Source organism: Sneathiella sp., assembly GCF_002694385.1.
Classification (GTDB): domain Bacteria; phylum Pseudomonadota; class Alphaproteobacteria; order Sneathiellales; family Sneathiellaceae; genus Sneathiella.
In genome coordinates, this window is record NZ_NZMB01000019.1 from 90,755 (window position 1) to 111,800 (window position 21,046).

Genomic DNA, 21,046 nt, shown 5'->3' on the forward strand with positions numbered 1-21,046 from the left:
ACGATGCCTTTGTTATGAGAGAAGTCTAATGCGTTCCTCCTCCATCCCTCAATCAAAAATTGTTTCTTGAGCCCGGACCTTATATTCCGCTATATGAAGCTGTCTGCGGGATTTCCTGAAGATCGGCGTCAACTGGCAATAAGATAATTAAATCGAGTAAATAATGACGGATTTGCCCCTGGGCCGACGGCAGGCGGCCGCCCTTTTGATCCTCTGCTATGCGCTGGCGGCGCTACTGCTTGCCTCCAATTTCACCGGACTTTATGACAGCCTCTGGAAGCCGCTCGACATTGGCACCTTTCGCGCCCTGAACAGCAGCATCGGAGCCGATCAGCCGCTCACCACCTTCTGGGCCTGGACCAACAGCAAGCTGTTCGATGAACTCACCTTTGTTGTAATGCTGGCGCTCTGCGTCTATCTGGTTTTTTCGAGCCGACGGGAGGAATGGATCACCACCGCCGCAAAAATCTGGTGTATCGCGCTGCTGATCGGAGTGGCGCTGCTTATTTCCAAGCAAATCTTCAGCGACATGCCGCATCTCAGCCCGGGCTATGCCTTGCAGCCCTATAACGACCTCAACGAATTTATCAGCGGCTATAGCGTCAAGACGGCGAGCGAGAATTCCTTCCCCGGAGATCATGCCATGACCAGCGCCCTGTTCGCGGGCGGCCTGATCCTCCTGTTCCGCAACCGTCCCTATGTCATTGCCTTCAGTATTTTGCTGATGGTTTTTGTCTGCCTGCCCCGGCTTGCGGGCGGCGGTCACTGGCTGACGGATGTGATCATCGGCGGCGCCGCCGCTTCGCTGATCCTGCTGCCCTTTTTGAAAGTGACCCCGATGGTCGCCCTTTTCGACCGGCTGTTCCGCGCCATCTGGACCCGGATGATGAAACTGATCGGGCGATAACCCCGTCCCACGACTTTCCATTATAACAAAAAGGCCGGGAGCAGGTGCTTCCGGCCTTTTCTGCAAGCTTCCTGTCAGCTTGTCTTTAAATTTCGGCGAGGCGATTGGCCGCCTCTTGCAGCCGGGCAAGCTCCGTTTCGGCGGTGCTGAGTTTTTCACGTTCCCCGGCCACCACTTCTTCCGGGGCATTAGCGACGAACTTCTCATTGCCGAGCTTTTTGTTAAGACCCGTGATGTAGCCGGACAGCTTGCCCATCTCCTTGGCGAGGCGGGCCTTTTCCGCGTCCAGATCCACGGCGCCTGCGAGCGGCAGGACAACCGTTGCCCCGCGATGGACGAATTGCAGCGCCCCCTTCGGCACGGCGGCGTCGAGCGTCTTTTCCTCCAGCCGGGCCATCCGCGCGATGATATCCCAGTGCCTGTCGAGCCGCGCCTTGTCGTCCGCGCTGCCGTCATTGAAGATAAGCGGGATTTTCGCCCCCGCCGGGACATTCATTTCACTGCGTACCCCGCGGATACCGGTAATCAGCTCCTGCACCCAATCCATTTCCTGAACGGCGGCGGCGTTATCAACCGCCGGATAGACCGGCCAGTCAGCAATGATCAGGTCGCTCGATCGCGTGGCGGCGACGCTGCCCCAGAGTTCCTCCGTCACGAACGGCATGAAGGGATGCAGCATTTTCAGGATCTGATCCAGCACCCAGGCCGCCGTGGCTTGCGTTTCCGCCTTTGCCGCACCATCCTGCTGGAACGGCAGCTTGGCGAATTCCAGATACCAGTCGCAATACACATTCCAGGTGAAGGCATAGATGGCGTTGGAGGCATCGTTGAAGCGATAGCCCTCAATCCCCTCACGCACCGCGGCTTCACATTTCACCGTCTCCGCCACGATCCATTGATTGATGGTTTCCGTCACCGTGAAGGGATCATACCCATCCGGCACACGGGCGTCATTCATCTCGCAGAAGCGCGCGGCATTCCAGAGTTTGGTGGCGAAGTTGCGATAGCCTTCCACCCGCTGTTCGGAAAGACGGACATCGCGGCCTTGCGCCGCACTGGTGGACAGGAAAAACCTGAGCGCATCGGCGCCATATTTATCCACCAGCACCAGCGGATCAATGACATTGCCCTTCGATTTCGACATCTTCGCGCCATGCTCATCGCGCACAATGGCATGAATGTAGACGGTATCGAACGGCACTTCCTTCATGAAATGCAGCCCCATCATCATCATCCGGGCGACCCAGAAGAAAATGATATCAAACGCCGTCACCAGTGCATTTGTGGGGTAATAGCGCGCAAGCTCCGGTGTCTGTTCCGGCCAGCCGAGCGTCGAAAAGGGCCAGAGGGCGGAAGAAAACCAGGTATCCAGCACATCCGTATCACGGTTGAGATCGACCTTTTTGCCGTAATGCGCCTCGGCGGCGGCAAAGGCCTCCGCTTCCGTTTCCTCGACGAAGATCATGCCGTCCGGGCCGAACCAGGCCGGGATGCGATGCCCCCACCAGAGCTGGCGCGAGATGCACCAGGGCTGGATATTGCGCATCCAGTCATAATAGGTGCTGGTCCATTTCTCGGGCACGAATTTGGTCTGCCCGCTCTCCACCGCGCGAATGGCGGGCTGCGCCAGCGTCGCCGCATCGGCAAACCACTGATCGGTCAGCAGCGGCTCGATCACCACGCCGGAACGATCACCATAGGGCACCGTATGCGGATGCGCGTCGATCTTTTCAAGCAGGCCGAGGCTTTCCATCTCGGCGACGACCTTTTTCCGCGCCGCGAAGCGTTCCATGCCCTGATAGGCAGACGGCACCGCGTCATTCAGATGCGCGTTTTCGTCCATGATATTGATGACCTCAAGCCCGGCGCGCTTGCCGACCTCGAAGTCATTGAAATCATGGGCCGGGGTGATCTTCACCGCGCCGGAGCCCTGTTCGGGATCGGCATAGTCGTCGGCGACAATAGGAATGCGCCGCCCGACAATAGGCAGGATCGCGTGCTTGCCGATCAGGTCCTGATAACGTTCATCGTCGGGATGCACCGCAATGCCGGTATCCCCCAGCATCGTCTCCGGCCGCGTCGTCGCGACGGTGATGAAACGCCCCTCTTCCCCGTCGATGGGATAGCGGAAATGCCACATATGGCCTTCCACCTCCCGCTGCTCCACTTCCAGATCGGAAATCGCCGTGTGGAATTTCGGATCCCAGTTGACAAGGCGCTTGTCGCGATAGATCAGCCCCTCTTTATAAAGCTGGACGAACACCTTGCGGACGGCCTTGGAAAGCCCCTCATCCATGGTGAAGCGTTCGCGGTCCCAGTCACAGCTCGCGCCGAGGCTTTTGAGCTGTTCAATGATCTGACCGCCGGACTGTTCCTTCCATTCCCAGACCTGATCGATGAATTTGTCGCGGCCGAGATCATGGCGGGTCTTGCCCTGTTCGCCAAGCTGGCGTTCCACCACCATCTGGGTCGCAATGCCCGCATGGTCGGTGCCCGGCTGCCACAGCACATCCTTGCCACGCATCCGCTCAAAGCGCACGAGCACGTCCTGCAACGTGTTGTTGAGGGCATGGCCCATATGCAGATTGCCCGTCACATTGGGCGGTGGGATAACAATCGTATAGGTCTCGTCACTGTCGGCGCGGCCACAGGCAAACGCCCCCTGCTCCATCCAGCGCGAATAGAGCTTTCCCTCGACCTCATCGGGTCGATAAGACTTGTCCAGCATCGCTGAACCTTTCTTTATTTATTAGTCGGCAAAATTCGGGAGTAATATAGTCGGCTCACTACCCGGGGGGAAAGACTTAATCTTCTTCGTCCGCCCGGTCAGCGAGCTTGCTCACTTCGCGCTCCACGATGCGCTGCACGATCTGCGGGAGATTCTGATCGAGCCAGTCCTTCAGAATAGGACGGAGCATATCCTTGACCATGTCTTCCAATGTCGCATTCTTACCCATCTGCAATCCTCGTGATGAAGCAACAGCGCCGGCCAGTGAGGCGAAAGCGCTCGTCGTTGCGGCAATAGTCGGGTCCGCCAGCAGGCTGCTGGTGACTTTATCGGCAGCACTCGCGCCCGCCTCAACCGGCTCTGCCGCCGGTTCCTCTTCAAATTCCGGTTCCATATCCATGTCTTCCGGCTCTTCTTCGGCTTCCGCCATAACCTCCGGCGCCGCGTCATCTTCTACGGCATCGTCGAGGGACAGAACCACCTCGTCTTCCTCGACCTCTTCCGCGACCTCGTCGGTCAATTCCAGAACATCCTCTTCGGGTTCAGGCTCTTCCTCGACTTCCGCCTCAATCTCGGCGGCCAGCTCGTCGGCCATGGCGTCGACATCGGAGTCATCCGCTGTATCAGGCTCATCGGCTTCCCCGGCTTTCGCCGCGCCCTCGTCCTGCCCCTCGTCACCGTCTTCAGAGATGATGCGCCGGATGGAGGCAAGAATCTCTTCCATCGTCGGCTCTTGTTCTGTCGTAGGATCGCTCATCGTCAATTCACCATAGAAGCCGGAGGGGCCGGATCAACAAACACCGGTGTCCCTGTTACACATATATTTCGCACGACCCGGGCCGGTCTCCGGCTCTGACTAATCCAGCCCGCCGTCCGTACCGAACCATTTGTTACGAACCCGGTCATAGTTCGCATTCGGATCGTAATAGTCGACATTGAGCGCCAGATCGCGGGCATTCAGCTTGCCGATGGCGGCCAGCACATTATAGATCGCCACATACTGGTCGCGGCGGGCGGTGACCAGGTCAACCCGGCTTTGCAGCAGTTCCTGCTCCGCATTCAGCACATCAAGCGTGGTGCGGGAGCCGACCTGGGCTTCCTGCTCCACCCCTTCAAGGGCGATGGTGTTGGCGCGGACCGCCTCTTCACTCGCGCCGATGCGGGAGCGGGAGGTTTCCAGCAATTCCCAGCTCTGGATGACGCTTTCACGGACCGCGCGGACCGTTTCCTCGATCTCCTGCATCCGCTGGCTGTTGATCTGGCGGGCCTGCCGCACCTGGCTGTAGACCGCACCGGACTGATAGAGCGGCACCGTCAGCACCGCGCCGATGCGGGCCGTGTCGTTGCTGGAGCTGTAGACAGACAAGTCCTGCCCCGTCGCCAGACGGCCATTGACTTCGACAGAGGGCAGAAGCTGACCCGATGTTGCGCGGATATCATAACGGGAGCTTTCCTCGTTAAAGCGCGCGGCCAGAATGTCCGGGTGGTTATCAAGGGCGATCGTCAGCGCCGAGGCTTCGGACTCCGGGAAATCGGAAGGGACCCCCGGCTCCTCCAGGCTGAGCGGCGCGCGGCCGACGATGCGTTCAAAGTTGGCGCGGGTGGAGCGCAGATTGCCTTCCGCCTGGATCAGATTCGAAATGGAATCCGCGAGACGGGCTTCGGCCTGCGCCACGTCGGTTCGGGTGATTTCCCCAACCTGGAAGCGGTCGTTGGCGGCATCAAGCTGGCGACGCAGAACAACGCTGTTGTTGCGATTGAGATCAACCAGCGCCTCATCCCGCAGCACATTCATATAGGCCGCAACCGCATCCCGAAACACGCCCTGCTCGGTCGATTCAAGGCCGGAGCGGGCCGCCAAAACTGTGGCTTCCGCCGCCTTGGTGGAGGCAACCGTCTGGCCGCCGGTATAGATCGGCTGGGAGACCGTCAGCGCCGCTTCGCGCGGGTTGCTGTTTTTGTCTACCCCCGGCACATTGGTGTCATGACTCTGCGCCGCAATCTCGCCAGTGGCGAAAACCTGCGGCCGCCAGCCGGACAGCGCCTGCGGCACCTGTTCATCCACGCCGCGAACATTGGCACGACGGGCCTTGAGAGTCGGGTTGTTGTCATATGTGGACGCCAGAACATCCTGCAGCGTTTCGGCATGAACGCCGGTGATCGGCATCATGACGGCCAACACAGATGCAACTGTCAAAGCTACTTTTCTCATCAATTCGCCTTCCGACCCCTCTTGCAGGGCAAACAGTAATTAACCATAGCCGAATTTAGTCCCGATAGCGGTTTCAATCAACAATTTTAACGAATCATATGATTGACAGCCGATATTGACACCAAAATCCTGTTTATTGTCCTCTATCTGCCAATCATAGCAGGCAAATCGTGACAAATTTGTTACTTCCGCGCCGACCTCCGGTCAGAATTTGAAGGCGGCCGCGCGGGTCAGTTCCGGCAGCGGCGGCACCGATGCGTCAAAGGCCGCGCGGGGAAAGAAACTTTCTCCCCGACGGCGATAGACAGTGGCGACCCCCGGGTTCGTGCCGAGAACGCAGATCAGCCGGCCATCTTCCGCCAATTGGTCCAACAGGCTCTGCGGCGCTGTCGAGATTGACCCGTTGATATGAATGACGTTATAGGGCCCCTGCTTGACATTGCCCTTGTCCAGCGCGCCTTCGATCACGGCCACATTGTCGCATTCGAGCCGCGTCAGCGTCTCGCTCGCCTGTGCCACCAGCTCCGCATCGCTTTCAACGGCAACAACGGCCTGAGCGAGCTGCCCCAGCACGGCGGCGGAATAGCCCGTGCCGCAGGCGATATCAAGCACGATGTCGGTCGGCGCAACAGCCGCTTCCTGCAACAGCCGTCCGAATACCCGCGGTTCAATGAGATAGCGCCCTCCGGCAACCTCCAGATCCTCGTCCAGATAGGCAACGCCGCGCAGATTGCGGGGCACAAATTCCTCGCGCGGGACGGTTTCCATGGCATCGGCGATGCGATCATCGGTAACCCGGTTCGGCCTGAGCTGGCTCAGCACCATATGGCGGCGCGCCTCGGCATATTTTTCAGCAATCATGATGTTCCGGCCATTCCTTTTCGAAAACTTCGCTGGTTATACTGAATTACCGCCTTGATACGCAAGCCATAACACATTCCGAACGGGGAAAGGCAAAGGCTGCCTCCTGCCTGCGCTCAGAAATGAAAATCCGGGAGCGAGCGGAAGGCTTCCTTCAGCGCCTCCCCCCAGCCTGTCGAGATCAGGTTGTAATAGGCATCGTCAAGCGGGATGCGCTGTTCATGGCTGATCAGAAAGCTGTCATTCTCATAGACCTGCAAATCGAGCGGCAGGCCGACCGATAGATTGGCCTTGATGGTCGAATCGAACGACACCAGCATCAGCTTCACCGCATCCTCAAAACTCATGTCCGGATCATAGGCGCGCACCAGAATGGGCCGACCGTATTTCGTCTCGCCGATCTGAAAGAAGGGGGTCTCGCTCGACGCCTCGATAAAATTGCCTTCGGGATAGACCATGAACAGGCGCGGCGCGCTGCCCCGGATCTGGCCACCGACAATGATGGTCGCGTTAAAGGCGGCATCGGCCCTCTGCCCTTCCAGGCTGTGGCTGCGGATTTCCTCGCGCACCGTCTCGCCGACCAGCCGCGCCACCTGGAACATGGACGGCGCCTCCAGAATGGACGGCTTGCGGTCCGCTGGCGCCTTGGTACGCTCATCCAGCATGCTGATGATCGCCTGCGTCGTCGCCAGATTACCGGCGGTCAGCATGGTGATGACCCGTTCGCCGGGGACGACCCAGCTATGCATCTTCTTAAAGACGGAGACATTGTCGATGCCCGCGTTAGTGCGCGTGTCCGACATGAAAACGAGGCCCTTGTTCAGCCTCAGACCGACACAGTATGTCATGCTCGTTACTTCAGACCCCGAACCATGGAACGTTTATTGTTGCTGAACCTGCAAGGATACATCCAGAAACTCCCCCCCGTGCCCAACACGCAGGCCCGAGATGGGCGCCGCATCCTTGTAATCAAGCCCTGTCGAGACGCGGACGTAGCGCTCATCGGGCGAAATGCCATTTGACACATCAAAACCGACCCAGCCGATATCGGGCAGGTAGGCCTCCGCCCAGGCGTGAGTCGCCTCCTGGTGAATACGGTCGTCCATCATCAGATATCCGCTGACATAGCGGGCGGGAAAGCCAAGCTGTCGCACCACTGAAATGAAGATATGCGCATGATCCTGACACACCCCATTGGCGGTGGCAAGGGCCTCCTCCGCCGTTGTTTCCGCATGGGTTTCTCCGGTCCGATAGGGAACGCTCTTGGCGATCAGCAGGGATAATTCATGCATCATGGCAACATCGGAGGCATAGTCGCGGCCAAGCTCGCGGATCAGCTTGCCGATCCGCACACCCGGCTTCGTCAGCGGTGTCTCGCGCAGGAAAAACCACAGCGGCGCAAACCCGCTGTTCACTCCGATAATGCCATGCAGGTCCGTGGTTTCCACCTCCCCCTCGCAGCGGATCGAAATTTCGGTTCCCTCCGGATTCGTGCTGACCAGCATAACATGATTGTTGAACTGGTCGTCAAACTCCAGCTCGCGCGCGCCGCCCTCCAGCGTGACATCCCAGCGCAGTACCGTTTGCCCGACGCCGGTTTTCGGCATCAGGCGAAGTTGCTGCAATACGTAACGCACGGGATGCTCATATCGGTATTTGGTGAGGTGAGAGATTTTCAGAAGCATGGCATCATCCGCTGAACCGATAGTCTTGTTCGATCTGCGCGCCGAGATCGATATTGTCGCGGATGAAGGTGGTGATGAATTCATGCAGCCCGTGATCGAAAATGGTGGTGATCGAGGCATCCTTCAGCCGCTTGAGAATGGGCATAGCCTTGTCATGGCAGTCAAGCCGGAGGCCGTAATCCTCCTCCAGATAGCCGAGATTATCGACAATCTTGGAATAGCAGAAGACCAGCGAGCGCGGCAGCCGCCGGTCAAGAATAAGAAATTCCGCAATGCTCATGGGATTCACCTCTCCGGGGTTGAGCCAGCGGAAGGCGCGCTGCGCCGAGACCGAGCGCAGGATCGATTCCCATTGCACATTATCGAGCGAGGAACCGACGAAAGAGGCCGATGGCAGCAGCACATAATATTTCACATCAAGAATGCGCGCCGTATTGTCCGCACGCTCCAGAAAGGTGCCGAGGCGGGCAAAGTCGAAAATGTCATTGCGCAGCATCGTGCCATGCAACGCCCCGCGCACCAGCGCGCTCTGCTGGCGAATGCTGCCCAGGACATCGGGCAGGTCCCGCTCCGACACCGGATGGGACAACAGGTCGCGCAGCGTCATATAACATTCATTCGTCGCCTCCCACACCTCGCGGGTCAGGGCCGTCCGCACCATGCGGGCATTGTTGCGCGCCGCCTCGATCACGGACCAGACGCTGGACGGGTTCGTTCGGTCGCGCAGCAGGAAGTCAATGACGTTGCGGGCGACATACTGATCATATTTTTCCAGATAGTTGCGACTGACCCCGGCCGTGGCGACGACCGACGCCCATTCATTCTCCGCCGCACTGGAGCGGGTCAGCGCGATACGGAACCCGGCGTCGAGCAGACGGGCGGTATTCTCGCTCCGTTCAAGGTAGCGGAACATCCAGAACAACCCTCCTGCGGTTTTGCCCAGCATCGCGCCGCTACTCCTCCAGTACCCAGGTGTCCTTGGTGCCGCCGCCCTGGCTCGAATTAACGACCAGCGAGCCCGCCTTCAGCGCGACGCGCGTCAGGCCACCGGGTGTAATATTCACCTGCCGCGGGGACACCAGCACGAAGGGCCGCAAATCCACATGCCGCGGGGCCAAGCCCTTTTTCGTCAGGATCGGCACCGTTGAGAGCGCCAGCGTCGGCTGGGCGATATAATTGCCGGGCCGGGCCTTCAGCTTGGCGCGGAAAGCGGCCAGCTCCTTCTTGCTGGCGGCCGGACCGACCAGCATGCCGTAACCGCCCGAGCCATGCACTTCCTTCACCACCAGCTCGGTGAGGTTATCCAGCACATAGGCGAGAGACTCCGGCTCCGCACAGCGCCATGTCGGCACGTTTTTCAGCATCGCCTTCTCACCGGTGTAAAATTCTACAATCTCCGGAATATAGGAGTAGATCGCCTTGTCATCGGCAATCCCTGTCCCCGGCGCGTTGGCAATGGTGATGCCGCCCGCGCGATAGACATCCATGATCCCGGCCACGCCGAGCTGCGACTGGGAATTGAAGGTCAGCGGATCGAGGAAATCGTCATCGACCCGGCGGTAGAGCACATCAATAGGGTCATAGCCGCGCGTTGTCCGCATGGCGATGCGCCCGTTAATGACGCGCAGGTCATGCCCTTCCACCAGCTCCGCCCCCATCTGATCGGCGAGGAAGCTGTGTTCGAAATAGGCGGAGTTGTAAATGCCGGGAGTGAGTACCGCAATCACCGGCTTGCCCTCGCACGCTTCCGGCGCGCATTCGCCAAGCGACCGGCGGAGGTTCTTCGGATAGTCACTGACCGTGCGCACCTTCACCTCGGCGAACAGCTCGGGGAACATATGCAGCATGGTCTCGCGATTTTCCAGCATATAGGAAACCCCGGACGGCGTGCGGGCATTGTCCTCCAGCACGTAAAACTCATCTTCCCCCGTGCGCACCAGATCGGTGCCGACGATATGGGTGTAGACATTGCCGGGCGGGGAAACGCCGATCATCTGCGGCAGGAACGCCGCGTTATTGGCGATGATGTCGAGCGGAATGCGGCCCGCGCGCAATATTTCCTGCCGGTGGTAGATATCATGGAGAAAGGCGTTGATGGCGCGCACCCGCTGCTCGATCCCGCGTTCCAGCCGCGCCCATTCCCGCGCCGATATCACCCTTGGAATAATGTCGAAGGGAATCAGCCGCTCCGCCGCTTCTTCGCGGCCATAGACATTGAAGGTGATCCCCGTTCTGCGGAAAAAGGCTTCCGATGCCGTGGATTTGCGGCGCAACCGCGCCGGGTCCTCCGTCTCCAGCCATTTCTGATATTCCGCGTATGGATAGCGGACGCCGCCCGCCTCCCCATGCATTTCATCAAAAATCTGTTTGCTGTCCTCCATGACAAACAGAGTAGAGTAAATGTGTTGCAGCGCAACAGAAAAATGCAGGGGCCGCGTTCGGCTCCGCGCCGCCGCGACGGGGCGGCCGGATTGCCTTTTCCCGCTGCCTTTCTGCCTCCTTATCCGCCCTTCTTGTCGCCCCGTTCTCCGTGCGGCCATTCCGCTCTTGCCCCTCTCCGCCGCGGGAAAGGCTTTATCGTGGCCGCAAAATCGCGCCCGCGCGCGGAAACTTTGAAAGCGGACTTGACAGCCAGCCGCCTCGCGTTGCATATGAGCGATCTGTCGGCGCCGTCCTGCGGCGGCCGATACACCACAGAGTGAGGCCTGGTGGCGGAGTGGTGACGCAGCGGATTGCAAATCCGTGTACACCGGTTCGATTCCGGTCCAGGCCTCCATCCTTTATCCCCGCATCGAACTTCCGCCGATTTGCAGCGCGCGCCGCGATCCATGGCCCGTCCCCCCACCCCTTTATCCGCAAAGGCAGGCCGATAGCCGCCTCACAAACCGGGCCGCCCGCGCGTCTGGGTAACGCGCCGCATTCTGTCCGCGCCTTAAGTTATGCATCCCTATGCTGAAGGAGGTTTTATGCCGACCCTGACCGCCATCCTGCTGCCCTGTCTGCTGTTCTTCCGGTTCGGCAGCAGACGCCGGGGTATCCTTGCCCTGATCCTGCAACTCACCCTGATCGGCTGGCCCGTCGCCATTCTATGGGCGCTGTATATGCTCTATCATCACCCGGCGGGTCACAGCTCGGCAAAGGCGGGCGCGCCCGATGCGGCAAAGCCCGCGGATGCCAAACCGAAAAAGACCAAGAGTGGCGGCAAAGGCGCGAAATAATCCCGCCGCCGCTGACCGGTCATGGACATCGCCGCAATTTCCCCTATATATGCTGTCCGTACAGGGGGACAGGAACCGGCCCGGCAGTTGCCAGGCCCGCGCAACGCCGCTAAGCTTGTCCCCGATGTTTAATATTGGGGTATGTCATGAGACTGATTATCGCGCTGATCCTGCCGTTTCTGGTATTCTTTACCATCGGCAAGCCTTTTCAGGGGATTATCTGCCTGATCCTGCAAATCACGCTGATCGGCTGGATTCCGGCCGCCATCTGGGCCGTCTACGCCCTCAGCCAGTATAATACGGACCGAAAAATCGCCGAGGCGCACGGCAAGGGCTGACCGCCCGCGCCGGATGCCCGCCGGGCGATAAATTTTTGCCAAAAAGGCAAAACAAGGCTTGGCAGGCGAAGGCGCACTTGCTATAAGCCGCCAGTCCGCATATTTCGGACCCTGATCCCCGATAGCTCAGTTGGTAGAGCAGCTGACTGTTAATCAGCCTGTCACAGGTTCGAGTCCTGTTCGGGGAGCCAATTCAAAAGCCTTCGGAGTTACCTCCGAAGGCTTTTTTATTTGCGCCAAACGCGGGCCGCCGCACGGCCTCGCCGCCTTTGTCTTTATTGCTTTTTTCATGTCATTTTCGATTGTGTATAATTCGGAGAGAGGGTCCGCAATCTGAGACTCTCCACCATCATTTTCAGCATCACCTCCGCCGCTGGGGTGAGTTGCCAGTCGCGCCGCGTGATCAGCCCGACGGGGCGCAGCACGTGCGGGCGATAGAGCGGGATGGCGACGAGCCCGTCCATATTCACCGCCTTGAGGTAAGACGACAGGATCACGCCGATCCCCGCCCCCGCCATGACCAGCGCCGCCACCGTCTGGATCAGCGACGGCTCCATCACCGGGCGGAAGGTGACGCCGGTGTCGGCCAGCGCCATGTCAATGCTGTGGCGCACCCCCGTATCGGTCGCGAGCGCGATGATCTCCTCGCCCGAGATATCCTCCCAGTCAAGGCTGCTCCGCGCCGCCAGCGGATGCTCCCGCTTGGCCAGCAGCATGATCTCGTCTTCATAAATCTGCTCGAAATTGAGGTTGTCCATCTTCGGCGGCTGCGAGCCGATGCCAAAATCGGCGATGCCGTCGCGCACCTTCTCCACCACCGTGCCCCAGACGCTGTCGATGATCTGCACCTTGACCTCGGGATAGCGGCGGCGGAACTCCACCAGAATGGGCGGCAGCTGATTGGCGGCAACGGAAGGAAAGGCCGCCACCGTCACCCGCCCCGCCTTCAAATCGGACAGATCGCGCATATGGCGCATGGCGGCGTCCATCTCGGCAACCGACTTTTCGGCCAACGGCAGGAACGCGCGCCCCATCTCCGTCAGCCGCACATGCCGCGTGTTGCGGGTGATCAGCCGCACATTCAGCCGCTCCTCAAGCTGCTTGATCAGCAGCGACAGCGACGGCTGGGTCATATGCACCTCCTCCGCCGCGCGGGTGAAGTGCAGATGCCGCGCCACCGCCACAAAGGCCTTGAAATGCCGATACATCCCGATCCCCTGATTTATATGAAATTCATATTAATATGACATAAATTATTATTTATCATATCAATCGATGCAAGATAATGTTTTCCCTGCAAGCGATATGAGGGAACCGTAAAGGATAATAACAAAAACGAAATTACTGTCGCATGGCCGCAGGGAATTTGGGAGGATTTCTCGCGATAACCGGACCGGCGACGGTTCCCTCATTCCACCATTGGACCTTGCACACAACAAAGCCTGGAACGAAAAGATCGGGGTGAGTCTGGATTAGCGGATTTTAACCGGCGGGAATAAAGGGGGCATGACGCCCCCTTTAATTTTGTGATCATGCTGCAATGACCCATATCAGCGGGCCTGCCGATCCGCCTGCCGCTGCGCCGCCAGCGCGGCATCGACAGCCGCGCGGAGGGACGCTCCCTCCTGCCCGAGATGGGTGAGGATGGCCGCCGCCTCGGCGGCGGAAAGCGCCCCTTTCTGGGCCCGGAGCGCCGCGCCAATGAGGAACGCCCCGCCTTCCAGCAGCGCAACGATGGTGGCTGACGTTACTTCCATGTCGCCCCCTCCCCCCGTTTGGTTCCGGCTTCGGCAACAAGACGCGCTTCCAGCAAGATGCTCGAATGAGCGGCCAGCCGCGTCAGCGCCGCCCCCGGATCCTGCTCCTCGCGGCAGCTTTCCTCCACCACGAGGGAGGCATCGCGAAGGGCCGTCAGCGTTTCCGGATGGCGAATAGTGCCGTCGAGGATATAGTTCCGCACAATGCCCATGGTGGTCGCCATCCCGTCACAGGCGATCAGAAGCTGATCACGCGGCGTGAGACCCGCCAGGGGCGCGGCGCAGGCGGCGAGCATCAGAACCCCCGATGCCAGCGCGCCCATCGACAGCATTCTAGCGTTCATCCTGCACCCCGCTCATCGGATCGCTCTCATGGCCACTTGCACCGCCGGTCTCAATGCCGCCGCTGTCGCCCTTGCCGATGGCGGCGCGGATGGTCATGGCGGTCAGCGCCGCGAAACACGCCTCAATCATGTCCTGAAGCGGAATTTCATCGAGCAGGTAACTGCCCGCCGCCGCGACAATGGCGAGAAACGCCGTCACATAGGTTTTCTTGCCTTTCAGATAGGTTTTCATCGTCATACTCCTTAAGTCAGGGATTCATTCAGGGGTCGGGCGCATTCAAGGTACTTCTCCACCGTGCCGCGCCCGTGCACGGTGTTGTAATGGCGCTTCCAATAGGCCGCCTGCCCCGCCATATCCTCCGGAATCGGCGCCGGGATACGCCAGTAATGCAGGCGGCAGATGGCGGTTGCGTATTGGAGGTTCCAGATAATCTGCGACACATCGGGCAGCTCAGCTCCGGCGATCAGCGGCCGGAGCCGGGCAAGCAGGCCTGGTCGGGCGCGGACGTAAGCCAGGATATCGGCGTAGGTTGCGGGTTCGCACTGGTAAAGCCCGAGGGCGGGCCCGCGCACCTGCTTGAGATGCTTGAGACCGCTTTCCACCAGCGCGGTGCCGAGGAGGAGTTCCTCCGCCGCCCGCCCGCCCATGCCAAGGACCGCCAGCGTCGGGCGGATGATGAGATCGCGAAAGTCCTGAATAATCATATGCGGTTTTCCTTTTCTGCATCTTCTGCATCGGCCCGCCCGCGTCCCTTGCGGGTATGAAAAAGGCGCCCCGAAAGGCGCCTGTGGGTGAGCTGAAACCCTGTGATGGTCACGAAAAAGGGCGCCGCCCGTTATGGGAAGCGCCCTTTTCTGTTCCGTCCGCTCCGGCGTCGCGGCCTGTTAAATCTCCGGCGTGCCGTCGCGATGCGGCCGCAGCAGCGCATAGGCCATTTTATGGATCGGGCTTTCAAGGCCGAGCTTCTCGCTCTCGCGCACAATCCAGCCGATGATCGGCTCCAGCTCCAGCCGCTTGCCGCGATCGAGATCCTCGAACATCGAGGCGCGGGTCTTCGGGCTGGTCGAGGTACGGGTGATCTCCACCTGCTTCTCGGCGATGCTGTCGGGCACATCCGCGCCCTTCGCCCGGCCGAGCGCCGCCACCTCCTTCATCGCGCCAAGATACAGCGCCTGCATCTCCGGATGGATGATCCAGCCGCCGACGGGCAGCCGCGTCAGGCTGCACATGGCGTGAAAGGGCGCGAGCACGACATATTTCGCCCAGATCTGCCGCATCGGCTCCCGCAGCGCCTGGATATCCGTGCCCTGCGCGCGCAGCGCCGCCGCCAGCTCGTCATGCAGCGCCGTATCGCGCGGGTGGTAGGGCCCGATATAGGACCGCGTGCGATTGCCGGTGCGGCGGATATGCCCCGGCGCGTCGAGCACGGCGGGAATGTATGTCACACCGGGCGAGACGCGCTCCGCGCCATATGTCTCCACCAGATGCTCGATCCCGTAAAAGCCATTTTGCAGGCTGATAATCTCCGTCTTCGGGCCGATCATCGGCCGCATGTCGGCGGCCGCCTGTTCGCTGTCCTGTCCCTTGACCACGAACAGCATCGCATCGCACACGCCGAGTTCCGCCGGCTTGTCGGAGACGGCGGCGAATTTGACGTTCACTTCTCCCTCCTCCGAAGTGATGGTCAGTCCCTTTTCACGCATCGCCGCAAGATTGGCCCCGCGCGCCAGCACCACCACCTCATATCCGGCCCGCACCAGCTGGATGGCGAAATATCCGCCAATCGCCCCGGCGCCGACCACTCCGATTTTCAGCGTCATTTATTGTTATCCTTTCCGCTTTGTACCATTTGCACGGACGGGCTACCTCCCGGCGAAACCCATCCCGTGCCTTTTCTTCATGAGGAGAGACGCTAGGAAATATTCCCCGGCAGGGCAAGCAGCAATATCAACGGACCGGCGTGAACGGCTCACCCGCCGCCGCGTCCCGATACAGAAACGACACGAAGGAAATCCCCACCGCCAGGACAAATGGCATGATCACAAAGCTGGACAGCAGATAGAACAGGATGCCCGCCATCTCCGGCCACTTCAGTAACACCAGCAGCAGCATCGGCAGATAGATCAGGCCGTACAGCCCGACCACCGCCACAAGGGCGAGCAGCATGACCCCGAGCAGCGGCAGAAACATGTCGATAACGCTGCGGACGAAGGGCACGAGGCGGATCGGCTGGTCCAGCGCAATCGCCGGGAAAACGAACATCAGCGGCAGGAAACACAGCAGCAGCAGCCCGACAAACAGCACAACGGATGCGGCCGACACATTGCCGCCATTACTGACCACATAAAGCTTGCCCAGCACAAGGGTCACAATCGCCGCCCCGACCATCGCGCCCGCATATCTGATCTCGCGCAGCCCGAAATGCAGCCCGGATTCCGGGCTTTCCCGCGCCTCCTCCAGCAGGGTGTAGCGGTGCCAGTAAACGGCGAAAATGGCATAAAGGATGTCATTCACGACGAGGCGGAAATACTCCGCACTCGCCAGGATATTGGTCTCCAGCCAGGCGATCAGACCCGTCATCACGATCACCGGCACGGCCCGCACAAGGCAGGGCCACCGATGCGCAATGACGAATCGGAAGGCATCAAGCAGCGCGGCGGCCGGACGGGCGGTTTGCGTTTGCGGGCGGTCCATCCGCCGATCATAGCGCGGGGAAGCTAATCAATGATTAAACCGCTGACCGCCCCGCTTGCTTCTTGCCCAACCGGCGCGGCCAGCGGCCGGAGCCATCCCCGCCATGCTGCGGCCGCCTTTGCCTGCGGGGATGAAGAATGCCCCGAAAAATGCCCGTTTTCCCGTCTTGACGGCGGGAGCCATTAGAGACGCGCGAGGGTTAGCTGTCTTCCTCGCGCATGTTTCGGCGGCGGCGGCCCAGATAGAGAATGCCGACAAAGGCCGCGCCGAACAACAGCAGCGAAATGGGGGAGAAAACTCCCACCGACGCTTCTTTCTGCTTGCGGTCCGGCACCTCCGCCTCCTTGCGCGCGGCGGGCTTCACATCCGTGAGGATAATCCGGTCCGGCAGGATCATTTTCGCCACCGAGAGATTTTTATCCCCCCGGCCATTTTGCAGCGCGTCCTCTTTCATCGCCAGCTGCATCACCGCCGCGCCCGCGTTCGTAAGGGCCTGCGTTTCAAGGCAGGTGGCCCGGTCCTGTGCAGACATGTCCTGTGCAGACAAATACGCCTTACAATCAGACCCGCTTTCCGTCGCGGCGGCCGGATCGGCCGCAACCGCAGACAGAAACGGACCCATCAACGCCGTCAGGCAAACGGCATACATGTGCTGCCTGTAACCTGTCACTACGGCTGTCATGAGATGTCCCCAATATTACATTGCTCCGCAGCAACCGCTGCAGGAAATTTAACTGTTTGAAATAAAACAAGTATTACCTTATCCGGAATGTCGATAATTTTATCCGAATTTTGTGTGAAATCGAGTCTTTTATCGATCATGGTTAATATTGACAGGAGCCGGTCGTGGCGACCTTTTCCTGTCATCCTCTATGTACTTTGTATGCTTCACGAATTCTATCTAGGGAGTGACTGTGGCCGCTCTGTGACGATTTTATGAAAAGCCGTTGCCGGCACCCGCCGACGTGGTAAGAATAAAAATATGGAATCGATTCTCGCTCTCATTCTGGTCACCCTGGGCCTGGTTGCCATTCCCGGGCCCAATGTGGCGCTGACCGTCGCCAATTCGCTGCGCTATGGCGCGATGTATGGCCTCGTCACCGTCCTCGGCACAACGGCGGGCGTTGGCCTGCAGCTTGTGCTTGTTGTGCTTGGCATCGGCGCGCTGCTGGAGCTGGCGGCCGATATCCTGACCTGGATCAAATGGGCGGGCGTCGCCTATCTTCTGTGGCTCGGAATCAGAAGCTGGCTCACCCCGGCGGCGGACCTCGCTCATATCGGCCCCGTGCGCGCGCCCATCGGAAAGCTGTTCCTGCATGGTCTGGGCATTGCCGTCCTCAATCCGAAAACGCTGATCTTCAACGCCGCCCTGCTGCCGCAGTTCATCACGCCGGGCGGCAACCACGACAGCCAGCTTGCGCTGATTGCCGCCGTTTTCCTGATCGTCCTCACCCTTGGCGATTCCCTGTGGGCGTTTTTCGCGGGCGCGCTCCGGCCGCTGCTGCTGCGCTATGGCCGGTGGCGGAACCGTCTTACCGGCGGCTTCCTCATTGCCGCGGGGATCGGCCTCGCCCTCAGCGGCCGCAAATAAACCCGGCGTCATTCGATCTCTTCATATTCCGCGGCAAACGGCAGCCATTCCTCATCGAGGAAACCGCGCGCGCCGCGCCGCTCCTCCGAGAAGTCCAGCTCCCGCCACCGATCCGCATCGGACGCGGATAAGTCATATCCATCGACATCCAGAATGCCCGCCTTTGCTTGCGCGCTTTCCGCATCGCGCCAGATGCAGCCGTGCAGCAGCTCATGCAGCGGGAATATCTCTTCCCCGGACGCCGCGTCGCGGGCCCCCTCCTCCCCGTCCTCTTCACCTGTCAGGACAACATAGTCCGCCAATATCCCCCCCGATAACGGGGCGGTCTCCTGCTCATCTTCGTCGGACTTCCTGTCCCACCAAATTGCATTCATGATCATTCTCCCTGTTCAGTGGATGGATGGCTGCGCAGGCCGCGCCGATGCAGGCGCAACCCCTCGATATAGGCGCTCATGGAATGGCCGAGACCGGGCAGCCGGACGGGCCGCCCGATATGGCAATAGCGTTCGCGAAAGGGCGGATTGCTGCCCTGCACCTCGCCGTATATCGGCATGCGCGCCAGCACGTCGCAGCGGTTGACATAGCGGGTCACCCGGATGGCGCGCGGATAGCTTTCGGCAAAGGCACGATTGCCAAGGCGCGGGCTGGCGAAGGCATGGACCCGGTCCGCCTCCAGCAGCGTCGCCGCCAATGTGGCCAGCGCCGCGCCCATGGAATGGCCGGTGAGGACAAGCTCCCCCGCGCGCCCGCGCAATTCCCGCTGCACCGCACCGAGTAGCTGCCAGAGCCCCTGATAATATCCCTCATGCACGCGGCCTTCCCCGCCCCAGCGGATGAGATCAGTGGACAGATTGCTGATGCTGCCGCGCGCTTCCCGCCCGGCGAATATGCTGCCGCGAAAGGCGACGACGGTCAGGTCCCTTTTCCGCCCGATCCAGGCGAAATGATCCCGGCTCGCCACCGGGGCGTAGCTGTAGCCGAAGCGGGCCGCGATGGCCCCGCCCGCCGTCTCATAGGCAATGCGCGCGCAGATGGCGGCGTCCAGCGGGCTCATCTGTCATCCGCATTGCGGTTACGTCCGACATTTCCGGCCAGCAGATTGAGCAGGTGAAACAGCCGCCCCAGCCCCGGCCGCCGCCAGCGCATCGGAGTTGTCGCCGTGATGACGGTCGCCAGCGTGACCACAATGGCCAGCCCGTGCAGCGCCGCGCAGAAGGCGGCAATCAGGCTGTCGACTGTGACATAGATGCCCACTCGTTCTCTCCTTGTATGATTACAGATTGAAAGGCCGGAAGGTCTGACCGATCCAGACGGCAAAGCTGGTTAACGCGGCGATGGCCGTCCCTGTGATGCCAATGACTTTAAGCGCGCCGCGCCCCATGCTGACCTGCAACGTCAGGCATTTCACATCGTCGCGCAGCTCCACCATATCGAGGTGGAGATTTTCGATGCGCACCCGCATGGCGCCGATTTCCTGTTCCAGTGTGTTCATTCCGCGCCTCCGCCGTCCGGTTTGCTGTCCGGCTGAAAAAAGGCGGGTTGTCCGCCCCGCCTTCCTGCCAGCGCCGCGGGCATGTTCCAATAGTCCCCGGCCGCCCGCAGGCAGGCGCGGCCCGCGGGGTCCGTCTCCGTCAGGGACCAGCTATCGCCCATCGGGCTGGCATAAATCTCCAGCAGCTGCCCGGCGCTGCTCAGCCCCTGGGCGATCAGCACCTCGCCATATTGCGCGGCAAGCTGACGGGCCAGCTCCGCCCGCGGCAGGCATCCCTCCGCGGTCGCCGCCGCCAGCGGCAGAAGCGCGACCGGCATAAAAAAAGCGGCCCCTGCGGCCGCCAGTCGGTAAAATCTTTTCATTCTGTCCCCCTTGAACCGTGGGTCTTGCCCGGCCTATTCAATGACCTGCAGGCTGAACCAGGTGGCGGCATGACTTTCCACGTCGCGCGCGCCGCCGCTGTCCTGCCAGACGATCAGTTCGAAATAATCACCGCCCGTCACCGCCAGCACCGGCGAGACGAAGCTCTGCATGGTGCGGTTGGTCTGCGCCTCCATATGTTCGAACGGGCGTCCGGCATAAGTCCCTGAGCCGTTCTTCTCCAGCAAAATCTCCCGCGTGCCCGCCGCGCTGCTGTCCCAGCGGATCTGCCCGCTCACGATGACTTTCGTCACCCCGCCCGGCACGGTGAGACGGCTGTTGTTCACCGCATTGTCGTGGAAGCCGTCGGTGTCATAGGCCTCACTGTCCCAGGCGATGGCCGTATTGCTGTTATTGGCAATGCTCTGATTGGCGGTTTTGGTGACCAGCACGCCCGCGTGAGCGCCGCCACCTACGCCGCCGTCCGATGTGCTGTCGGTGAGGCCGATGACATCCGTCCCGTCGCAGTAAAAAAGCCGCGTCTCCCCGTCCAGCACCTGCCCCGCCGCGCCGGATACCGTCTTGACGGTGGCCGTCTCCCCGCTCCCGTTCGTGACCATGAAGGGGCGCTTGATGGCGGGCACGATAAAATTGAAGCCGCCCGCCGGGCTGCCGCCGATGACATGGTGCCAGGCTTCGCGAAAGTCACTGTCACTCAAAGTCACATCGCCCGACGTCGGGTCATGGCCCGCCCTTTCATTACACAGCGCGGATTCCAGCGCCGCATCCGCATCATTTGACGTGACATAGGCGAGCGCCTGATTTTCGGCGATCTGCGGTAAATCCAGTTCGGACATG

26 protein-coding genes and 2 tRNA genes are annotated in these 21,046 nt (G+C 60.5%); 6 read left to right on the plus strand and 22 right to left on the minus strand.

Features of this window, described 5'->3' with window-relative positions:
- Positions 1–163: 163 nt before the first annotated feature.
- The gene (locus CMN55_RS13530; RefSeq protein ID WP_293950344.1) at positions 164–907 is read left to right on the plus strand and encodes a phosphatase PAP2 family protein; all 744 of its coding nucleotides are present in this window, start codon (positions 164–166) and stop codon (positions 905–907) included.
- An 85-nt stretch (positions 908–992) separates the two neighbouring features.
- On the opposite strand, the gene CMN55_RS13535 is transcribed toward CMN55_RS13530, so the two are convergent.
- The 8 genes from CMN55_RS13535 to CMN55_RS13570 all read right to left on the minus strand — a co-directional run bounded on the left by CMN55_RS13535 (position 993) and on the right by CMN55_RS13570 (position 10,774).
- Positions 993–3,635, minus strand: coding sequence for a valine--tRNA ligase (locus tag CMN55_RS13535; protein WP_293950345.1), 2,643 nt, complete (start codon positions 3,633–3,635; stop codon positions 993–995).
- Between the two features lie 76 nt (positions 3,636–3,711).
- Positions 3,712–4,392 (minus strand): DUF2497 domain-containing protein, encoded by a 681-nt coding sequence (locus tag CMN55_RS13540; protein ID WP_293950346.1) that lies wholly within the window; start codon positions 4,390–4,392, stop codon positions 3,712–3,714.
- A 99-nt stretch (positions 4,393–4,491) separates the two neighbouring features.
- A complete protein-coding gene (locus tag CMN55_RS13545; protein ID WP_293950347.1) occupies positions 4,492–5,847 on the minus strand; it encodes a TolC family outer membrane protein in 1,356 nt (451 codons plus the stop codon).
- A 204-nt stretch (positions 5,848–6,051) separates the two neighbouring features.
- A complete protein-coding gene (locus tag CMN55_RS13550) occupies positions 6,052–6,708 on the minus strand; it encodes a protein-L-isoaspartate O-methyltransferase family protein (protein ID WP_293950348.1) in 657 nt (218 codons plus the stop codon).
- Positions 6,709–6,824: 116 nt separating this feature from the next.
- Entirely contained in the window at positions 6,825–7,556 is a 732-nt protein-coding gene (locus CMN55_RS13555; RefSeq protein WP_293950349.1) for a proteasome-type protease, read from the minus strand.
- A gap of 33 nt (positions 7,557–7,589) precedes the next feature.
- Positions 7,590–8,393 (minus strand): transglutaminase family protein, encoded by an 804-nt coding sequence (locus CMN55_RS13560; protein WP_293950350.1) that lies wholly within the window; start codon positions 8,391–8,393, stop codon positions 7,590–7,592.
- A gap of 4 nt (positions 8,394–8,397) precedes the next feature.
- Positions 8,398–9,339 (minus strand): alpha-E domain-containing protein, encoded by a 942-nt coding sequence (locus tag CMN55_RS13565; RefSeq protein ID WP_293950351.1) that lies wholly within the window; start codon positions 9,337–9,339, stop codon positions 8,398–8,400.
- A 7-nt stretch (positions 9,340–9,346) separates the two neighbouring features.
- Positions 9,347–10,774: a circularly permuted type 2 ATP-grasp protein gene (locus tag CMN55_RS13570; RefSeq protein ID WP_293950352.1), complete on the minus strand. Its 1,428-nt coding sequence runs from the start codon at positions 10,772–10,774 to the stop codon at positions 9,347–9,349.
- A gap of 321 nt (positions 10,775–11,095) precedes the next feature.
- Between CMN55_RS13570 and CMN55_RS13575 the strand changes: the two genes are divergently transcribed.
- From CMN55_RS13575 to CMN55_RS13590, 4 genes are all read left to right on the plus strand, one after another.
- Positions 11,096–11,169, plus strand: a tRNA-Cys gene (locus tag CMN55_RS13575).
- A 190-nt stretch (positions 11,170–11,359) separates the two neighbouring features.
- Positions 11,360–11,611 (plus strand): hypothetical protein, encoded by a 252-nt coding sequence (locus CMN55_RS13580; protein ID WP_293950353.1) that lies wholly within the window; start codon positions 11,360–11,362, stop codon positions 11,609–11,611.
- A 146-nt stretch (positions 11,612–11,757) separates the two neighbouring features.
- A complete protein-coding gene (locus CMN55_RS13585) occupies positions 11,758–11,949 on the plus strand; it encodes a YqaE/Pmp3 family membrane protein (protein ID WP_293950354.1) in 192 nt (63 codons plus the stop codon).
- Positions 11,950–12,064: 115 nt separating this feature from the next.
- A tRNA-Asn gene (locus CMN55_RS13590) sits at positions 12,065–12,140 on the plus strand.
- Between the two features lie 96 nt (positions 12,141–12,236).
- Here CMN55_RS13590 and CMN55_RS13595 read toward each other — a convergent pair.
- The 8 genes from CMN55_RS13595 to CMN55_RS13630 form a co-directional block, all read right to left on the minus strand.
- Complete coding sequence (locus CMN55_RS13595; RefSeq protein ID WP_293950355.1) at positions 12,237–13,157, minus strand: LysR family transcriptional regulator; 921 nt, start codon at positions 13,155–13,157, stop codon at positions 12,237–12,239.
- Between the two features lie 342 nt (positions 13,158–13,499).
- A complete protein-coding gene (locus CMN55_RS13600; protein ID WP_293950356.1) occupies positions 13,500–13,706 on the minus strand; it encodes a hypothetical protein in 207 nt (68 codons plus the stop codon).
- Entirely contained in the window at positions 13,697–14,050 is a 354-nt protein-coding gene (locus CMN55_RS13605) for a hypothetical protein (RefSeq protein ID WP_293950357.1), read from the minus strand. The genes CMN55_RS13600 and CMN55_RS13605 overlap by 10 nt, the downstream gene beginning before the upstream one ends.
- On the minus strand, positions 14,040–14,282 hold the full coding sequence (locus tag CMN55_RS13610; protein WP_293950358.1) for a hypothetical protein: 243 nt from the start codon (positions 14,280–14,282) through the stop codon (positions 14,040–14,042). The genes CMN55_RS13605 and CMN55_RS13610 overlap by 11 nt, the downstream gene beginning before the upstream one ends.
- Before the next feature lie 11 nt (positions 14,283–14,293).
- Positions 14,294–14,755 carry a hypothetical protein gene (locus tag CMN55_RS13615; RefSeq protein ID WP_293950359.1) on the minus strand — a complete coding sequence of 154 codons (462 nt, stop codon included), beginning with the start codon at positions 14,753–14,755 and terminating at the stop codon, positions 14,294–14,296.
- A gap of 180 nt (positions 14,756–14,935) precedes the next feature.
- Complete coding sequence (locus CMN55_RS13620; protein WP_293950360.1) at positions 14,936–15,871, minus strand: ketopantoate reductase family protein; 936 nt, start codon at positions 15,869–15,871, stop codon at positions 14,936–14,938.
- 127 nt (positions 15,872–15,998) lie between these two features.
- Entirely contained in the window at positions 15,999–16,745 is a 747-nt protein-coding gene (locus tag CMN55_RS13625; RefSeq protein ID WP_293950361.1) for a hypothetical protein, read from the minus strand.
- Between the two features lie 199 nt (positions 16,746–16,944).
- Positions 16,945–17,427, minus strand: coding sequence for a hypothetical protein (locus tag CMN55_RS13630; protein ID WP_293950362.1), 483 nt, complete (start codon positions 17,425–17,427; stop codon positions 16,945–16,947).
- A gap of 300 nt (positions 17,428–17,727) precedes the next feature.
- On the opposite strand from CMN55_RS13630, the gene CMN55_RS13635 reads away from it, so the two are divergent.
- Positions 17,728–18,336 (plus strand): LysE family translocator, encoded by a 609-nt coding sequence (locus CMN55_RS13635; protein WP_293950363.1) that lies wholly within the window; start codon positions 17,728–17,730, stop codon positions 18,334–18,336.
- An 8-nt stretch (positions 18,337–18,344) separates the two neighbouring features.
- Here CMN55_RS13635 and CMN55_RS13640 read toward each other — a convergent pair whose 3' ends face one another.
- From CMN55_RS13640 to CMN55_RS13665, 6 genes are read right to left on the minus strand one after another with little or no spacing between them, the layout of a single operon-like run.
- Positions 18,345–18,710, minus strand: a complete 366-nt coding sequence (locus CMN55_RS13640; RefSeq protein ID WP_293950364.1) for a hypothetical protein — start codon at positions 18,708–18,710, stop codon at positions 18,345–18,347.
- 2 nt (positions 18,711–18,712) lie between these two features.
- Complete coding sequence (locus tag CMN55_RS13645) at positions 18,713–19,390, minus strand: lipase family protein (protein WP_293950365.1); 678 nt, start codon at positions 19,388–19,390, stop codon at positions 18,713–18,715.
- On the minus strand, positions 19,387–19,590 hold the full coding sequence (locus tag CMN55_RS13650) for a hypothetical protein (protein WP_293950366.1): 204 nt from the start codon (positions 19,588–19,590) through the stop codon (positions 19,387–19,389). Before CMN55_RS13650 ends, CMN55_RS13645 begins: the two co-directional genes overlap by 4 nt.
- Positions 19,591–19,609: 19 nt before the next feature.
- Positions 19,610–19,828 carry a hypothetical protein gene (locus CMN55_RS13655; RefSeq protein WP_293950367.1) on the minus strand — a complete coding sequence of 73 codons (219 nt, stop codon included), beginning with the start codon at positions 19,826–19,828 and terminating at the stop codon, positions 19,610–19,612.
- A complete protein-coding gene (locus tag CMN55_RS13660; protein WP_293950368.1) occupies positions 19,825–20,190 on the minus strand; it encodes a hypothetical protein in 366 nt (121 codons plus the stop codon). Before CMN55_RS13660 ends, CMN55_RS13655 begins: the two co-directional genes overlap by 4 nt.
- A 33-nt stretch (positions 20,191–20,223) precedes the next feature.
- Complete coding sequence (locus CMN55_RS13665; protein ID WP_293950369.1) at positions 20,224–21,045, minus strand: hypothetical protein; 822 nt, start codon at positions 21,043–21,045, stop codon at positions 20,224–20,226.
- Position 21,046 lies beyond the last annotated feature (1 nt).

Bases quoted from the DNA above. Each gene is read 5' to 3' on its own strand.
- CMN55_RS13660 (WP_293950368.1), bottom strand. From the start codon at position 20,190: ATGAAAAGATTTTACCGACTGGCGGCCGCAGGGGCCGCTTTTTTTATG.
- CMN55_RS13530 (WP_293950344.1), top strand. From the start codon at position 164: ATGACGGATTTGCCCCTGGGCCGACGGCAGGCGGCCGCCCTTTTGATC.
- CMN55_RS13630 (WP_293950362.1), bottom strand. From the start codon at position 17,427: ATGACAGCCGTAGTGACAGGTTACAGGCAGCACATGTATGCCGTTTGC.
- CMN55_RS13640 (WP_293950364.1), bottom strand. From the start codon at position 18,710: ATGAATGCAATTTGGTGGGACAGGAAGTCCGACGAAGATGAGCAGGAG.
- CMN55_RS13570 (WP_293950352.1), bottom strand. From the start codon at position 10,774: ATGGAGGACAGCAAACAGATTTTTGATGAAATGCATGGGGAGGCGGGC.
- CMN55_RS13635 (WP_293950363.1), top strand. From the start codon at position 17,728: ATGGAATCGATTCTCGCTCTCATTCTGGTCACCCTGGGCCTGGTTGCC.
- CMN55_RS13555 (WP_293950349.1), bottom strand. From the start codon at position 7,556: ATGACATACTGTGTCGGTCTGAGGCTGAACAAGGGCCTCGTTTTCATG.
- CMN55_RS13580 (WP_293950353.1), top strand. From the start codon at position 11,360: ATGCCGACCCTGACCGCCATCCTGCTGCCCTGTCTGCTGTTCTTCCGG.
- CMN55_RS13610 (WP_293950358.1), bottom strand. From the start codon at position 14,282: ATGAAAACCTATCTGAAAGGCAAGAAAACCTATGTGACGGCGTTTCTC.
- CMN55_RS13645 (WP_293950365.1), bottom strand. From the start codon at position 19,390: ATGAGCCCGCTGGACGCCGCCATCTGCGCGCGCATTGCCTATGAGACG.
- CMN55_RS13565 (WP_293950351.1), bottom strand. From the start codon at position 9,339: ATGCTGGGCAAAACCGCAGGAGGGTTGTTCTGGATGTTCCGCTACCTT.
- CMN55_RS13560 (WP_293950350.1), bottom strand. From the start codon at position 8,393: ATGCTTCTGAAAATCTCTCACCTCACCAAATACCGATATGAGCATCCC.
- CMN55_RS13540 (WP_293950346.1), bottom strand. From the start codon at position 4,392: ATGAGCGATCCTACGACAGAACAAGAGCCGACGATGGAAGAGATTCTT.
- CMN55_RS13615 (WP_293950359.1), bottom strand. From the start codon at position 14,755: ATGATTATTCAGGACTTTCGCGATCTCATCATCCGCCCGACGCTGGCG.
- CMN55_RS13620 (WP_293950360.1), bottom strand. From the start codon at position 15,871: ATGACGCTGAAAATCGGAGTGGTCGGCGCCGGGGCGATTGGCGGATAT.
- CMN55_RS13600 (WP_293950356.1), bottom strand. From the start codon at position 13,706: ATGGAAGTAACGTCAGCCACCATCGTTGCGCTGCTGGAAGGCGGGGCG.
- CMN55_RS13625 (WP_293950361.1), bottom strand. From the start codon at position 16,745: ATGGACCGCCCGCAAACGCAAACCGCCCGTCCGGCCGCCGCGCTGCTT.
- CMN55_RS13535 (WP_293950345.1), bottom strand. From the start codon at position 3,635: ATGCTGGACAAGTCTTATCGACCCGATGAGGTCGAGGGAAAGCTCTAT.
- CMN55_RS13585 (WP_293950354.1), top strand. From the start codon at position 11,758: ATGAGACTGATTATCGCGCTGATCCTGCCGTTTCTGGTATTCTTTACC.
- CMN55_RS13665 (WP_293950369.1), bottom strand. From the start codon at position 21,045: ATGTCCGAACTGGATTTACCGCAGATCGCCGAAAATCAGGCGCTCGCC.
- CMN55_RS13605 (WP_293950357.1), bottom strand. From the start codon at position 14,050: ATGAACGCTAGAATGCTGTCGATGGGCGCGCTGGCATCGGGGGTTCTG.
- CMN55_RS13595 (WP_293950355.1), bottom strand. From the start codon at position 13,157: ATGTATCGGCATTTCAAGGCCTTTGTGGCGGTGGCGCGGCATCTGCAC.
- CMN55_RS13550 (WP_293950348.1), bottom strand. From the start codon at position 6,708: ATGATTGCTGAAAAATATGCCGAGGCGCGCCGCCATATGGTGCTGAGC.
- CMN55_RS13545 (WP_293950347.1), bottom strand. From the start codon at position 5,847: ATGAGAAAAGTAGCTTTGACAGTTGCATCTGTGTTGGCCGTCATGATG.
- CMN55_RS13655 (WP_293950367.1), bottom strand. From the start codon at position 19,828: ATGAACACACTGGAACAGGAAATCGGCGCCATGCGGGTGCGCATCGAA.